Raw genomic sequence first — 13235 nt, forward strand, 5'->3', positions numbered from 1 at the left:
GTCAGCCGGCCTGGTTGATTCGGAGCAGGTTGCCTGCGGGGTCTCGGAAGGCGCAGTCGCGCACGCCGTAGGGCTGATCCATGGGCTCCTGCACCACATCGGCGCCGTTGTCGACAAGTCGCTCGAACACCGCGTCGAGATCGTCGCTCGCGAGAGTCAGCGCGCCGTAGCTGCCCTTCGCGATGAGTTCGAGGATCGTCTGGCGCTCGGCGTCCGTGATCCCGGGATCGGTTGCCGGCGGGTGCAGCACGATCGACGTCTCCGGCTGCCCCGCGGGACCGACCGTGAGCCACCGCAGGCCGTCGTAGCCGACGTCGTTGCGCACCTCGAAGCCGAGGGCGTCACGGTAGAAGCCGAGAGCCGCCTCGGCATCGGTGTGCGGAAGGAATGCGTAGTGGATGCTGATGTTCATGAGACTCACGTTAGGTGCGCGCCCGTGCGCGGCGCTTCTTGATTCCTGATCGGTCGGATGACGTGCTTCGCCTGGAACGTCGGAATGCCGTCGACGTCGGCGGCGCGCTCACGATACACGCGGGGTGGGACACCGACCAGTTCCGTGAATCGAGTGCTGAACGTGCCCAGCGATGAGCATCCGACTTCGAAGCACACCTCGGTGACGCTGAGGTCGCCGCGGCGCAGCAGAGCCATGGCGCGCTCGATCCGCCGCGTCATCAGATAGGAGTAAGGCGACTCGCCGTAGGTCTCCTTGAAGCGCCTGCTGAGATGGCCGGCCGACATGTGTGCTCCGCGGGCGAGCGCCTCCACATCGAGAGGCGTGGCGTACTCGCGGTCGATCCGATCCCGCACCTTGCGCATCACGACGAGCTCGCGGAGCCGCGCGTCATCGTCCGAGGTCACCCCCTGATTTTGCCATGACCGCGCGTGACGGAGTGTGAACGTCGGCGACATATCGATATCGGGTTCCCCCATCCGTCACCGGACAGCGCTACTCTGTCAGCATCCCTCACAGGATTTTCTCAGAAAGGGTCCCCACCATGACTGATTCCCTCGCTTCCGAAGCGAAATCGCTGTTCAAGTCCATTCGAGTCGTCCTGGCCGTCTCCGGTGTCATCGCACTGATCGCGGGCATCGTCCTGCTCGTCTGGCCCGCCAAGTCCGCCGTCATCGTGACGGGCATCTTCGCCACCTACCTCGTGATCGCGGGCCTCGTCTACATCGGGCTCGGCATCTTCTCCCGCGTGAAGGGCGGGTGGGCTCGAGTCGGCCACATCGTGCTGGGCCTCGTGTACATCGTGGCCGGCGTCATCGCGTTCGCGAACCTCGGCGTGGCCGCTGCCACTCTGGCGCTCGTCGTCGTCATCTTCATCGGCATCAGCTGGATCGTCGACGGAGTGGTGGCGTTGTCGCTTCTCGGAAAGGACGGCTCGCGAGTCTGGACGCTGCTCTACGCTCTGCTGAGCATCATCGCCGGTATCGTCGTCCTCTTCTCGCCCCTGTACGCGGCAGCCGTGCTCTGGCTGGTGCTCGGCATCTCGCTCGTCGTCCTCGGGATCGTGCAGATCGTGCGCGCGATCACACTGGGCAAGGACGCGAAGGAGTTCGTGGCATCGGCGAAGGCCGACTCCGCGCTCTGATCCTCCCCGTAACGCGAAGAGCCCCGTCCACGCGGACGGGGCTCTTTCGGTGGTATCAGCCGCTCACTCCGCGGCGAATGCGCTCACATCGCCGACGAGACGCGTGTTGTCGGCGGGGACAGCGTCGATTGCCGCGCGAGCGACCTCCGCGGCGAACTCCGACACGTTGTAGAGCTTGCCGGCGGATTCGCGCCGCTCCGCGATCGCTCCAGGGTTGGCGCGCTCGAGCAGAGTCGCGGTGATCGTGCCTTCGATCATGTCTCCGGACACCACGGTGAAGCCGATGCCCTTCTCCGCGAGCCCGGGGATCCGCTCGCGGAGCGCGTCTTCCCCGGCGCGCTTCGACAGGGCGACGGGCTCGTACTCCGGCATGGTCGGGGTGGTGCGGATGAAGTGCGCCTGGTGGCTCGTGACGAAGACGACCCGCGCGCCGTCGCCGAGCAGCGGAACAGCCGCATCGAGGACGTTCAGCTGCGCGTCGCGGTTGAGGGTCAGGGCGTAGTCCTCGGCCATTCCCGATTCCATGCCGCCGGAGGCATTGAGGACGAGGACGTCGAGGCGTCCGAACTCGGCCTTCACCGCATCGAACATCTCGCCGACGGACGCGGGGTCGGTCAGGTCGGCACCGACGACCAGCACGCGGCGGCCCAGCTCGCGCAGCTGCCCGGCGAGCTTCTCTGCACGTGGGGCCTTGTTGCGGAAGTTGATCACCACGTCGGCGCCGGCCTCGGCGAGGTAGCGCACGGTGTCCGCCCCGATGCCTCGAGACGAGCCGGTGACGAGGGCGACCTTGCCCTCGAGAGAACCTGCGGGAAGAACGTCGGTCACAGTGACTCCTCTGATGCGTGATTCGCCGTGATGACACGGCGCTTTCAGACTATCAAGCCGGCCCCGTCCAGCCGGGACCGGGCTCGACCTGCGTGATAGGTTGACCGCAAAGGAGGCCGCATGGACAACTTCGCGACATTCGTTCAGTTCATCGACCAATGGGCATGGATCGGTTGGCTGATCCTGATCGCCATCTTCCTCGTGATCGAGATGCTGACTCTCGACTTCACCTTCCTGATGCTGAGCTTCGGCAGCGTCGTCGGGCTCGTCACGGACTTCCTCGGCATCCCGGTCTGGGTACAGGTGCTGATCGCCGCCGCGGCGGCCGCGCTCTTCATCCTGTTCCTGCGTCCGCCGCTGATCAAACGCCTGCATCGAGGCGAGGACCCGACCAAGTCCAACGTCGACGCGCTTCTCGATCTCCGAGGCATCGCGCTGCAGGACATCACCCAGATCTCCGGCCAGGTGAAGCTGAGCAACGGCGACACCTGGACCGCCCGCACCGCCGGAGCCGTGCCGATCCCGCAAGGATCACCGATCGCCGTCATGACGATCAACGGCGCGACCGCGACCGTCCGTCCCGTCAACGACTAGGAGAGTCTCTTGGACGATGCATCGTTCATCCCCGCAGCGATCGGGTGGATCCTCGTCATCGCGATCATCATCTTCGTGGTGGTCACGCTGGCTCGCTCCATCCGCATCATCCCCCAGGCCACGGCCGGCGTGGTCGAGCGCCTGGGCCGATATCACAAGACACTGACGCCGGGTCTGAACATCCTGGTGCCGTTCATCGACCGGCTGCGTCCCCTCATCGACATGCGCGAGCAGGTGGTGTCCTTCCCACCGCAGCCCGTGATCACCGAGGACAACCTGGTGGTCTCGATCGACACCGTCGTCTACTTCCAGGTGACCGATGCTCGCGCTGCGACATACGAGATCGCCAACTACCTGGGCGCCGTCGAGCAGCTGACGACGACGACACTGCGAAATGTGGTCGGTGGACTCAACCTCGAAGAGGCCCTGACCAGTCGCGACAACATCAACGGACAGCTTCGCGTCGTGCTCGACGAGGCGACGGGCAAGTGGGGAATCCGCGTCGGCCGCGTCGAGCTGAAGGCCATCGACCCGCCCATCTCCATCCAGGACTCGATGGAGAAGCAGATGCGCGCCGAGCGGGACCGTCGAGCGGCGATCCTCACGGCTGAGGGAACCAAGCAGTCGGCGATCCTCGAGGCCGAAGGTGCGCGACAGGCGGAGATCCTCCGCGCGGAGGGCGACAAGCAGGCCGCCGTGCTGCGCGCCCAGGGTGAGGCCGAAGCGATCCAGAACGTCTTCACCGCCATCCACCAGGGTGAGCCTGACGACAAGCTGCTCGCATACCAGTACCTGCAGATGCTTCCGAAGATCAGCGAAGGCCAGTCGAACAAGCTCTGGATCATCCCGAGCGAGCTGACCGAGGCGCTCAAGGGCATCGGCACCGCGTTCACCCCGCGACCGGGACAGCCCCCGACGAACCTGCCGGGCGCGTGACGCACCCGTATTTCGTCAAGGCGCGTCACCCCCGAGTCCTCGCTCACCGCGGTCTGATCACCGCGGCGGGCGGGGACTCCGGTGTCTGGGAGAACTCGGCCGCCGCCGTCGCCGCCGCTCATGCCGCCGGAGCAGAGTACATCGAGACCGACTGCCGGGTGACGGCCGACGGTGACGTCGTGCTCTTCCACGACGCGACGCTGCACAGACTGGCTGACGATCCCCGTCGCGTCGGTGAGGTGCGCACCCGCGAACTCGCCGCGATCTTCTCCGACCACGGCGGGCTGCTCACGGTCGCTGACGCACTCTCCGCTTTCCCGACCACGCGCTTCAACATCGACGTCAAGACCGTCGACGCGGCAGCACCCCTCGGCCCCCTCCTGGCGGACGACACGCATCGAGTTCTCGTGACCAGCTTCTCCGATGCGAACCGACGTGAGACGATCGCAGCGGTCCTGCGCGCGGGGGCCCCGCTCCGACCGGCGACGTCGGGCGGCAGCCGCACCATCGCCGCGGTCCGCGCTCTCTCCACTCTGCGCCTGTCCCCCGGCCGCGCTCTGCTCGACATCGACGTGCTGCAGATTCCTGAGCGGCATCGCGGCGTGAAGGTGCTGACGCCTGCGCTCCTCCGAGCGGCGCACCGGCGCGGCGTCGAGGTTCACGTGTGGACGGTGAACGACGCGGACTCCATGCGACGACTCGTCCGGCTCGGCGTCGACGGCATCGTCACCGACCGCGCCGATCTCGCGCTGGCTACGATCGGCCGTTGAGTCCGCCACGCCGCCATTACGCTGTGGCGCTGGGATTCCGCTGTGAATAGCGCCGAGAACGCGCTCGTATGGATGAAGCGCACAGGCTGGAGCGTTATACCTGACAGCGACGAGAGGACCACACAATGGCAGATCGCAGCCTACGCGGCATCCGACTCGGCGCCCAGAGCCTACAGAGCGAAGAGGGCGTCGTTTTCATGGAGCGCCGTGAAACCACCTACATCTGTGACACCTGCGGCCATGTCACGAACCTGATGTTCTCGGCGGACGCAGAGCCGCCCCAGACGTGGGAGTGCCGTTCCTGCGGAGCGGACGCGCGCCTGAACGTCGACGGCCAGGCCGTCACGCTCGATGCCACGGACGAGAAGGCCGCCCGCACACACTGGGACATGCTTCTCGAGCGTCGTACCCGCGCAGAGCTCGAGGAGCTCCTCGAGGAGCGACTCGCCTTCATCCGTGCCCGCCGCGGCGCAGGTGAAGACCCGACCCGCGAGAAGATCGGCGCCTAGCGCCTGCGGGCGCGCAACCACCCGAAGGCCAGCGCGCCCAGTCCGCCCCAGACCAGAAGACCCTGGATCCAGGGTCCCAGGACGACTCCAGCAGTCAGGCCGGAGCGCAGCTCGACATCTTCGAGCAACGCTCCGGCCTTTCCTGCATCCAGGCTCGAGACCGTCGTGCCATCCGCGCGGATCACCTGGCTGGTGCCGACCGTCGAGATGTTCACGACGCTGCGGCCGGTCTCGATCGCACGCATCCGCGCGACGGCGAGTTGCTGCAGATTCTCATTCGTCCCACGGAAGTCCGCGTTGTTCGTCTGGAAGACGAGCACTTCGGCACCGTCTGCCATGCCCTCGCTGATCACGTCGTCGTAGATCACATCGAAGCAGATCGCCAGCCCGACCTTCACACCGTCGACGTCGATGACCGGCGGATTCGAGCCCGGGGTGTACTCGCGCTGGATCAGACCGATCAGATCGGGTGCGAGTGCGTTGAAGAAGGCGCGGTCGGGGACGTACTCCCCGAAGGGGACCGGATGCCGCTTGTCATGGACCTGCCCGTCAGCGCCCTCTTGCGTCCAGAGCATCGACGTGTTGTAGAAGAGACCGTCTCGTTCCGTGGCGGCATTCGCCAGCAGCGGTGCGCCGACACGCGAGGCGATCGCGCTCATTCTTCTCGCCAGAGAGTCCGATTGGAACGGATCGAAGTCGAGCGACCCCTCGGGCCAGACCAGCAGGTCGACGTCCTCGCCGTAGAGCGGTTCGGTCGCGTCGGTCTGCGCGTCGATGAGCGAGTAAGGCTCGCGCTCGTCGAAATACCCGCTCGGCCCGTTCCCCTGCACTGCCGCGATGCGCAGCGATCCGCTGGTGGTCGTGGGGAAGAGCGGTGTGAGCAGCAGAACCACGGTCACGACAACCGGTGCGATCAGCGCAGCCGGCCGGCGCCAGAGTCGTTCGCGCACCACCTGGATCACGAGGGCGACGAAGAACACCATCAGGAAGCTGAGACCGCTCACGCCGGTCCAGGACGCGACGTGAGCCAGCGGGCTCTCGGCCTGGCTCATGCCCAGACGAGCCCAGGGGAACCCTCCATAGGGCCAGGAGCCGACGAACACCTCGCGCCCGACCCAGAGCGCCGCCACCACCGCCGGAAGGAGCAGGAGCCGCGCCCAGACGCTCGGGAAGGCTCGGGGCATCCAGCGATAGGCGAGGGTGATCAGGATCACGGCCACCGCCGTGAGCACGCCTTCCAGGACACTCAGCGCCGCCCAGGGCAGCGGGCCCAGGTAGCGAGACGTGAACGACACGAGCAGTCCGAAGAAGAGCACACCGTAGACGAGTCCGACCGCCAGAGCTCCGCCGGCCCGTCGGCCGATCAGCGCCACGAGCAGCAGCGCGGTGGCCGGGAAAGCCAGCACCCACACCGCAGTGGACGGATAGGACAGATTCATCAGGAGCGCGGCCATCGCCGCAGCGGGGAGGGCGAGCGAGAGCGGCAGGAGGGGGCGCTGCGGCACGCGGGGTTCGGGCATCCTTCCTATTCTCACATCGAGGAATAGGCGACGATGCCGCGACGGACGCCGTCCAGAGCCACGCGGGCGTTGCGGGCCAGCGCACCGTCTTCCGCGACGATCGAGAGCTGATCGAGCAGATCGATCGTCTGTTTGGCCCATCGCACGAAGTCGCCGGCCGCCATGTCTGCGTCCACGAGGACGCGGTCGAGCATCCCTCCTCGCGCCCACGAGTGCATCGCACCGGCGAGGCCCGCCGACAGAGGCTCGGATCCCGGCAGATGGTGGTCCTTCTCGAGGTCGTCCAGCTCGGCCCACAGGGTCGTCGTCTTCTCGTACGCTGCGCGGAAGGCACCTCGGGGCAGGTCCCGCTCCCCCGCATTCGCCTCGTCGCGACGAGGCTCGTAGACGAGGCAGCACGCGATCGCAGCGAGGGACGGCGCGTCGAGACCGTTCCACAGCCCCTGTCTGAGAGATTCGGCCACCAGCAGATCGCGTTCGCCGTAGATCCGGCGCATCGTCCGCCCGGCCTCGGTGAGCGTTGTCTCCCCCTCGTCGTCTCGGTGGAGATAGTCCAGGGTCTCGAGCACCTCGACGACGCGATCGAAGACGCGCGCCACCGTGCCGGTCCTCGTCTCGATCTGTCGGCGGATGCGATCGTTCTGACGCTTGAGCTTCCAGTACCGCTCGGCCCAGCGCGCATGGGCTTCGCGATCAGGGCATCGATGGCATCCGTGACGCTGCATGCGCGTGCGGAGGCTGTGGATCTGCTTCATGCGCTTGTCGCGCGATGTGCGCGGCGCGTTCGAGTCCTGGCGGTTCTTCTTCTCGAGATCGCTCAGCTCGCGGCGGATGGAGGCGTAATCGAGGAAGTCGCCGTGATCGCAGACCATCGCCGCCTTGTACCCGTCCAGCGACTCCTCCGCTTCGCGGACCTGTCTCGCCAGTCCGACGACTGCGCGGTCGGCCTGGAACTGCGCGAAAGACGACTCGAGCACTTCGCGGGCCCGGGGCTTGCCGAACAGATCGATCAGGTTGACGGCCATGTTGTACGTCGGCCGGAAGCTGGAGTTCAGCGGATAGGTGCGGCGAGACGCGAGGGCCGCGACCGCCTGCGGATCCATGCCCTCGGTCCACTGCACCACCGCGTGACCTTCGACGTCGATGCCGCGTCGTCCCGCGCGACCGGTGAGCTGCGTATACTCCCCCGATGTGATCGCGACTCGGGCCTCGCCGTTGAACTTCTCCATCTTCTCGAGAACGACGGTTCTCGCGGGCATGTTGATGCCCAGAGCCAGGGTCTCGGTGGCGAAGACGACCTTCACGAGCTTGCGCTTGAAGAGGTCCTCGACAACCTCCTTGAAGGCCGGCAGCAGACCCGCATGGTGCGCAGCCACACCGCGCTCGAGGTTCTCGAGCCACTCCCAGTAGCCCAGCACACCGAGGTCCTCATCCTGCAGCGAACGGGTCCGGTCCTCGACGATCGCTCGAATCTCCGCGCGCTCCTCGGTCGACGTCAGCCGCACGCCCGATCTCCGGACCTGCTGCACCGCCGCGTCGCACCCGACTCTGCTGAAGATGAAGAAGATGGCAGGCAGGAGATTGGCCTGCTCGAGCAGCCGCACCACGTCCGGGCGATCCATGCGCTCGATCCGACGCACATTCGCGGAACGGACGGGGCGACGTCCGCCTCGTGGCGGGCGCTGCGCCTGTCGGCCGGCATGGCGATTGCTCCGATACTCCTGCGCCGAACGATTGTTGTCGTAGTTGGAGCCGGTGAAGGAGCGGATCCGCATCAGCTCCTGATTGACCTGTGCGGTCGCGATCCCCGCCCGATCGTCGAAGAGCGGCAGCAGATCATCGCGGACGAGCACGTGCTGCTCGAGCGGAACCGGACGGATCTCCGAGACGATCACCTCGGTGTCCCCGCGCACAGTGTCGAGCCAGTCTCCGAACTCCTCGGCGTTCGAGACGGTGGCGCTCAAGGAGACCAGCCGTACGTGCTGCGGCAGGTGGATGATCACCTCCTCCCACACTGCCCCGCGGAAACGATCCGCGAGGTAGTGGACCTCGTCCATGATGACGTAGCGGAGGTCCCGGAGCGCGGCCGAGTCGGCGTAGATCATGTTGCGCAGCACCTCGGTCGTCATCACGACGATCCGGGCGTTGCCGTTGATGTTCGTGTCGCCGGTGAGCAGACCGACGTCGTCCGGGCCGTACACATCGACCAGCTCGCGGAACTTCTGATTCGAGAGCGCCTTCATCGGCGTCGTGTAGAAGGCCTTGTCCCGTGGAGTCTGCATCGCGAGATGGATCGCGAACTCGCCGACGATCGTCTTGCCTGCACCGGTCGGCGCGGCGACGAGCACGCTCTGGCCGTCTTCGAGTGCGTGGCATCCTTCGACCTGGAAGGGGTCGAGCTCGAACTTCTGGTTCGCGGCGAAGGCGACGGTCGCCGGGTGCCCTGCCGCCTGTCGAGCCGCGGCGTATCGTTCGGCCGGCGAGCTCATACGGCCACGGGTTCGATGCCTGCAGCGGCGTCGCGCTTGCGCTTGCGTCGGTCGAAGAGCATCGAGATGAAGGTCGCCGCGAAGTACAGCACGATCATCGATCCCATCAGCAGCAGCATCGAGAACACATCAGCAGGCGGAGTCGTGACGGCGGCGAAGATCGTGCACACCAGGATGGCGACTCGCCAGCCCTTCAGGATGTCGCGGCCCGACATGATGCCGGCGAGATTGAGTGCCACCAGGAAGACAGGCAGCACGAAGGCGATGCCGAGCACGAGCAGGAACTTGAAGACGAAGTCGTAGTAGGTGGAGTAGTCGAAGAACTGCGCCATGCCGGTGGGGACGAACGATGCCATGACTTCGATCACATGCGGAAGCACGAAGAACGCGACCGTGCAACCGCCGAAGAACAGCGGGATGGCCGCCCCGAGGAATCCCCAGGTGTACTGGGTCTCCTTCTTCGTGAGCCCCGGCATGACGAAGGCCCAGACCTGCCACAGCCACACCGGCGCGGAGATCAGGAGTCCGATGGCGAAGGCGATCCGCATGCGCAGATCGAACCCGCTCGTCACGGTGGTGAAATTCAGGCCGGTGTACTCGCGCCCCTGCTGCTCCGCGATCGTGGCGATCGGCACCGAGAGCAGGTCGATGATCGGCCCTGTCACGAAGAAGGCGATGATCATGCCGACCACCAGGGCACCAGCCGCGATGAACAGACGCTTACGGAGCTCGATCAGGTGCGCGCCGAGAGACATCCGCCTGTCACGGCCCGGCGTCTCCTGGTCGGCGGAATCGAGAGCGGACACGAACTAGGCGGATCGAGGAGGCTGACCCGGATCCGTGTCGCGAGCCGTCACCGTGGTGTCTGCGACCGAGGTCGTGGTGGTCGGGGATGCCGGATCTGCGGCATCAGTCGCGTCCTCGTTCTTCATCGCCTTCATCTCGCCCTTGAACACCCGGGCGGACTGACCGAGGCTCTTCGCCAGTGCCGGCAGCTTCGCCGCACCGAAGAGCAGCAGGATGACGGCGAGGATGATCAGCAGATGTGGCCAACCGAAAGCGCCCATGATTCTCCTTCGTCGTTTGGTGAAAGTCTAACGGGCGTTGTCGCCTTCGGGGTGGCGATACAGGGCGAGTCCGGCCGCAGCCCATTCCCGCGCCGCAGTTCGAGCGACCCCGGGATCCACCACTTCGAGGGCGCCGCCGAACTTCGCCGCCAGTCGCTTCACTCCCCGAGGGTCTGCGAGATGCAGCCGAACGGTGACGATCCCATCGCTGGCGTCGGAGTTGTCGGCCGTCAGGAAGTCTCCGAGCAGGGGCGCCATCCGCTCGGGCACCCGCACTCGCACCTCCCCCTCGTCCTCGACGGCCGAGAAGGCCTCAGGGACGTGCTCGCCCGCGTGCGTGATCGGGATGTCGGTCAGCCGGGCATCGCTCACGCGATCCAGGTGGAAGGTGCGCATGGCCTGTCGCATGTGGCACCACCCCTGCAGATACCACTGCGCGTTGGTGATGAGCACCTGCACGGGATCCACGGTGCGCGTCGTGGGCGCGGCATCGGGCGCCTGATACGTGAACGACACGGCGACGCCGTTCTGCACGGCCCTCGACACCACCTGGCGGACCTCGTCGACGGCGCTCGGCGCGACGACGACCTCGGCCGGCGCATCGGCCGCGCCGCGCGAGAGCTTCGAGATGAGGCCGCTGACCAATCCCGAGTCGGAGACCGCCGGCACGGCGGCGACCATCTGCAGGCCCGCGAGGAGCGCGGCGGCTTCTCGGGCCGTGAATCGAGGAACCCGGCGCAGAGCGACGTCGTTGGTGATCTCGATGATGTCCTCTTCGTCGAGGAGGTCCCAGTTGATGTCGAACATCTCCTGCGGCTGCTGCCAGAAGCCGGAATCACCGGGCAGTCCGATGACCGTGAGCTTCTCGACCATCTGCCGCATCTCCGTCGAGGTCACACCGAACTCGGCAGCCGCCTCGGCGAGCGAGACCTGTCCGTGCTCGAGGAGATAGGGCACCAGAGTCAGATAGACGCGGACTCGGTCGGCGGCGAGCAGCGGCTTGCCTTGGGCGCTCATCGGACCTCCCCCTCATCCGAATTCGTCGCCACGACCGCGGTCAGGCGATCGACGACCGCCGAGCGGAGCTCCGCAGGCTCGACAACCCGCACCTCGGGACCGTACGACGCGAGCTCGTCGGCGAAGATGTGCAGGTCCACGAACGGGACGAGGATGCCCTGGGTCGCCGCCGGAGTCGCCCGGCGGCCGAGCCGCAGCGACGCCTCGGTGCCGGGTGTGACCTCGAGCAGCGCAGAGTTCTGAGCGGCGACGCGCTCGAGACCGGCCAGGGCACGCTCCCCCGCGCCCTCGCGCAGCGCAGGGTCGAATGCCTTCGCCGTGATCTTCACATCGCCGACGATCCTGCTGAGCAGGAACATGCGGTCCTGCTCGATGTCCACATCGACGCCGAACACGTGCCATCTCGCTTCATAGTCGACGAGTGCGAGCGGGCGGATGCTGCGGCGCCGCGGTGCGCCCTCCCCCGGCTTGAGGTAGTCGAAGACGACCACGCGGCTCTTCTCGATCGCATCCTGCAATGGAGGGAAAGCGGCATCGCGCGCGGTGATCCGCGGCGCGAACCCGATGATCGGTTCGTCGCCGTCGATCCCGAGCGCCCGGATCTTGCGCACGCCGGCCTTGGCGTCGCCGGATGCGGACTCGGCGCTCCACACGCTCCCCGCCAACTGCAGCACGGCGAGCTCGGCGGCCGTGAACTCGATATCGCTGGGCAGGTCGTATTCCGCCTGCGGAATACGGTATCGCGCTTCGCGGAGGTCATTCGGATCGGCCTGATCCCCGATCGTCTCGACGGGGACGCCGAGAGTGCGCAGCTCATCCTTGTCGCGCTCGAACATCTTCTCGAGTGCATCCGAGCGCACGCCCGCATCGGCGCGCTGACGATAACCCGACACGTTGTCGAGGATCTGCTGCTTGGTGAGCCCGATCTCCGTGGCCATGAGCGCCACGACGAGATTCGTCAGGCGCTCTTCCGCGGGAATACGGGCCGCCATCACTGCTCCGGGACGGGAACGACGCCCAGGATGTCGACCACGATAGCGGTCGCCGGGTTTCCGTCTGCCTCGGGCACGACGACCAGGAGCTGGGAGCCGACCGTCGCGCCGACGAGCTCCTTCGCTGCGGGGCCGATGTTGGGCTCGGCACCCCACGTGCTCGAGGTGACCGTCTTGTCGTCCCATCCGAGCGCCATGATGTTGGTCACGATGGTCGATTCCTTCTCGACCTTCTCCCCGTCACCCTTGATGAGCGTCTGAGTGACGGTTTCGGTGGGGGCGTCGCTGTCGGGGATGATCACTCCGGGGGTGCCATCGGGAGCGCGGACGACGGTCGGCAGGCCCCGGGCGTCGTTGAACTGCGATGAGCCCTCGGCGTGAGCGAGGTAGACATCCTGGAGGTCGATGATGGCGACCACGTTCTCATCCTCTTCGAGACCGAACGCCTCGACATTCGCCTCGCCGAAGTCCTCGGGGGTCAGCACCGCGACGATCCGGCTGCCTCCGGTCGCGCACTCCAACACGGTCTCGAGACCGGCGGACCGCTCTGCCCAGTAGGAGATGCTGTGCACACGGCTCGGGTCGCCGTTGAACTCGGACTCGTACAGCTTCTCGCCGCTCTCGCCGCCATAGAAGGCGATGTCGAGCACCATCGGCTGGGAGGTGGTGGTGAGGGTGTTTCCCTCGCCGGTCACCACGTCGGCGAAGGACGTCTCGTCCGCCTTCACCGGGCTGTACACGGTGACGTCCGGAGCCTCTCCGAGGTCGCCCTCGACGGTGACCGAATCCTTCACGGATGCGGTCGATGCCGCCGCCCGATCGCACGCATCACCGGCGAACGAGGGCGCCGAGGCGCATCCGGTCAGAGTGAGGACGGCGAGGCTGATGGTTGCCAGAACGGCGGACGTTTTACGCACG

The 13235-nt window shown here is 66.6% G+C and carries 15 protein-coding genes; 5 read left to right on the forward strand and 10 right to left on the reverse strand.

Annotation, left to right across the window (positions count from 1 at the left end):
- Nucleotide 1 precedes the first annotated feature (1 nt).
- Both ACZZZF_RS03175 and ACZZZF_RS03180 read right to left on the reverse strand, forming a co-directional pair.
- Nucleotides 2–412: a VOC family protein gene (locus ACZZZF_RS03175; RefSeq protein ID WP_056279056.1), complete on the reverse strand. Its 411-nt coding sequence runs from the start codon at nt 410–412 to the stop codon at nt 2–4.
- A gap of 5 nt (nt 413–417) precedes the next feature.
- Entirely contained in the window at nt 418–816 is a 399-nt protein-coding gene (locus tag ACZZZF_RS03180) for a helix-turn-helix transcriptional regulator (protein ID WP_232224559.1), read from the reverse strand.
- Nucleotides 817–995: 179 nt separating this feature from the next.
- On the opposite strand from ACZZZF_RS03180, the gene ACZZZF_RS03185 reads away from it, so the two are divergent.
- Nucleotides 996–1595 (forward strand): HdeD family acid-resistance protein, encoded by a 600-nt coding sequence (locus ACZZZF_RS03185; protein WP_053096073.1) that lies wholly within the window; start codon nt 996–998, stop codon nt 1593–1595.
- A gap of 63 nt (nt 1596–1658) precedes the next feature.
- Here ACZZZF_RS03185 and ACZZZF_RS03190 read toward each other — a convergent pair whose 3' ends face one another.
- Nucleotides 1659–2423: an SDR family oxidoreductase gene (locus tag ACZZZF_RS03190; protein WP_056278725.1), complete on the reverse strand. Its 765-nt coding sequence runs from the start codon at nt 2421–2423 to the stop codon at nt 1659–1661.
- A 120-nt stretch (nt 2424–2543) separates the two neighbouring features.
- On the opposite strand from ACZZZF_RS03190, the gene ACZZZF_RS03195 reads away from it, so the two are divergent.
- The 4 genes from ACZZZF_RS03195 to ACZZZF_RS03210 all read left to right on the forward strand — a co-directional run bounded on the left by ACZZZF_RS03195 (nt 2544) and on the right by ACZZZF_RS03210 (nt 5232).
- Nucleotides 2544–3017 carry an NfeD family protein gene (locus ACZZZF_RS03195; protein ID WP_053096071.1) on the forward strand — a complete coding sequence of 158 codons (474 nt, stop codon included), beginning with the start codon at nt 2544–2546 and terminating at the stop codon, nt 3015–3017.
- A 9-nt stretch (nt 3018–3026) separates the two neighbouring features.
- Complete coding sequence (locus ACZZZF_RS03200; RefSeq protein WP_053096070.1) at nt 3027–3953, forward strand: SPFH domain-containing protein; 927 nt, start codon at nt 3027–3029, stop codon at nt 3951–3953.
- The gene (locus tag ACZZZF_RS03205) at nt 3950–4723 is read left to right on the forward strand and encodes a glycerophosphodiester phosphodiesterase family protein (RefSeq protein ID WP_463497025.1); all 774 of its coding nucleotides are present in this window, start codon (nt 3950–3952) and stop codon (nt 4721–4723) included. The genes ACZZZF_RS03200 and ACZZZF_RS03205 overlap by 4 nt, the downstream gene beginning before the upstream one ends.
- Nucleotides 4724–4848: 125 nt before the next feature.
- Entirely contained in the window at nt 4849–5232 is a 384-nt protein-coding gene (locus ACZZZF_RS03210) for an RNA polymerase-binding protein RbpA (protein WP_053096068.1), read from the forward strand.
- Here the strand turns inward: ACZZZF_RS03210 and lnt are convergent.
- Genes lnt through ACZZZF_RS03245 form a run of 7 tightly spaced genes read right to left on the reverse strand, consistent with a single transcriptional unit; the run spans nt 5229 to nt 13234 of the window.
- Nucleotides 5229–6752: an apolipoprotein N-acyltransferase gene (lnt, locus tag ACZZZF_RS03215; protein WP_463497027.1), complete on the reverse strand. Its 1524-nt coding sequence runs from the start codon at nt 6750–6752 to the stop codon at nt 5229–5231. The genes ACZZZF_RS03210 and lnt overlap by 4 nt on opposite strands.
- A gap of 11 nt (nt 6753–6763) precedes the next feature.
- Nucleotides 6764–9241, reverse strand: coding sequence for a DEAD/DEAH box helicase (locus ACZZZF_RS03220; protein WP_463497030.1), 2478 nt, complete (start codon nt 9239–9241; stop codon nt 6764–6766).
- On the reverse strand, nt 9238–9996 hold the full coding sequence (tatC, locus tag ACZZZF_RS03225) for a twin-arginine translocase subunit TatC (protein ID WP_056278720.1): 759 nt from the start codon (nt 9994–9996) through the stop codon (nt 9238–9240). Before tatC ends, ACZZZF_RS03220 begins: the two co-directional genes overlap by 4 nt.
- Before the next feature lie 54 nt (nt 9997–10050).
- On the reverse strand, nt 10051–10308 hold the full coding sequence (tatA, locus tag ACZZZF_RS03230; RefSeq protein ID WP_053096064.1) for a Sec-independent protein translocase subunit TatA: 258 nt from the start codon (nt 10306–10308) through the stop codon (nt 10051–10053).
- Between the two features lie 27 nt (nt 10309–10335).
- Nucleotides 10336–11325 (reverse strand): helix-turn-helix transcriptional regulator, encoded by a 990-nt coding sequence (locus ACZZZF_RS03235; protein ID WP_295102627.1) that lies wholly within the window; start codon nt 11323–11325, stop codon nt 10336–10338.
- Complete coding sequence (locus ACZZZF_RS03240) at nt 11322–12317, reverse strand: helix-turn-helix transcriptional regulator (RefSeq protein WP_187249637.1); 996 nt, start codon at nt 12315–12317, stop codon at nt 11322–11324. The genes ACZZZF_RS03235 and ACZZZF_RS03240 overlap by 4 nt, the downstream gene beginning before the upstream one ends.
- A complete protein-coding gene (locus ACZZZF_RS03245; RefSeq protein WP_053096061.1) occupies nt 12317–13234 on the reverse strand; it encodes a hypothetical protein in 918 nt (305 codons plus the stop codon). The genes ACZZZF_RS03240 and ACZZZF_RS03245 overlap by 1 nt, the downstream gene beginning before the upstream one ends.
- Nucleotide 13235 lies beyond the last annotated feature (1 nt).

The sequence above is a fragment of the Microbacterium sp. AC215 genome (genome assembly GCF_979258645.1).

What these genes read in the sequence shown, in the direction of transcription:
- ACZZZF_RS03210 (WP_053096068.1), top strand. Translation starts at nt 4,849, where the DNA reads ATGGCAGATCGCAGCCTACGCGGCATCCGACTCGGCGCCCAGAGCCTA.
- tatA (WP_053096064.1), bottom strand. Translation starts at nt 10,308, where the DNA reads ATGGGCGCTTTCGGTTGGCCACATCTGCTGATCATCCTCGCCGTCATC.
- ACZZZF_RS03195 (WP_053096071.1), top strand. Translation starts at nt 2,544, where the DNA reads ATGGACAACTTCGCGACATTCGTTCAGTTCATCGACCAATGGGCATGG.
- ACZZZF_RS03220 (WP_463497030.1), bottom strand. Translation starts at nt 9,241, where the DNA reads ATGAGCTCGCCGGCCGAACGATACGCCGCGGCTCGACAGGCGGCAGGG.
- tatC (WP_056278720.1), bottom strand. Translation starts at nt 9,996, where the DNA reads ATGTCTCTCGGCGCGCACCTGATCGAGCTCCGTAAGCGTCTGTTCATC.
- ACZZZF_RS03240 (WP_187249637.1), bottom strand. Translation starts at nt 12,317, where the DNA reads ATGGCGGCCCGTATTCCCGCGGAAGAGCGCCTGACGAATCTCGTCGTG.
- ACZZZF_RS03175 (WP_056279056.1), bottom strand. Translation starts at nt 412, where the DNA reads ATGAACATCAGCATCCACTACGCATTCCTTCCGCACACCGATGCCGAG.
- ACZZZF_RS03180 (WP_232224559.1), bottom strand. Translation starts at nt 816, where the DNA reads ATGCGCAAGGTGCGGGATCGGATCGACCGCGAGTACGCCACGCCTCTC.
- lnt (WP_463497027.1), bottom strand. Translation starts at nt 6,752, where the DNA reads ATGCCCGAACCCCGCGTGCCGCAGCGCCCCCTCCTGCCGCTCTCGCTC.
- ACZZZF_RS03235 (WP_295102627.1), bottom strand. Translation starts at nt 11,325, where the DNA reads ATGAGCGCCCAAGGCAAGCCGCTGCTCGCCGCCGACCGAGTCCGCGTC.
- ACZZZF_RS03185 (WP_053096073.1), top strand. Translation starts at nt 996, where the DNA reads ATGACTGATTCCCTCGCTTCCGAAGCGAAATCGCTGTTCAAGTCCATT.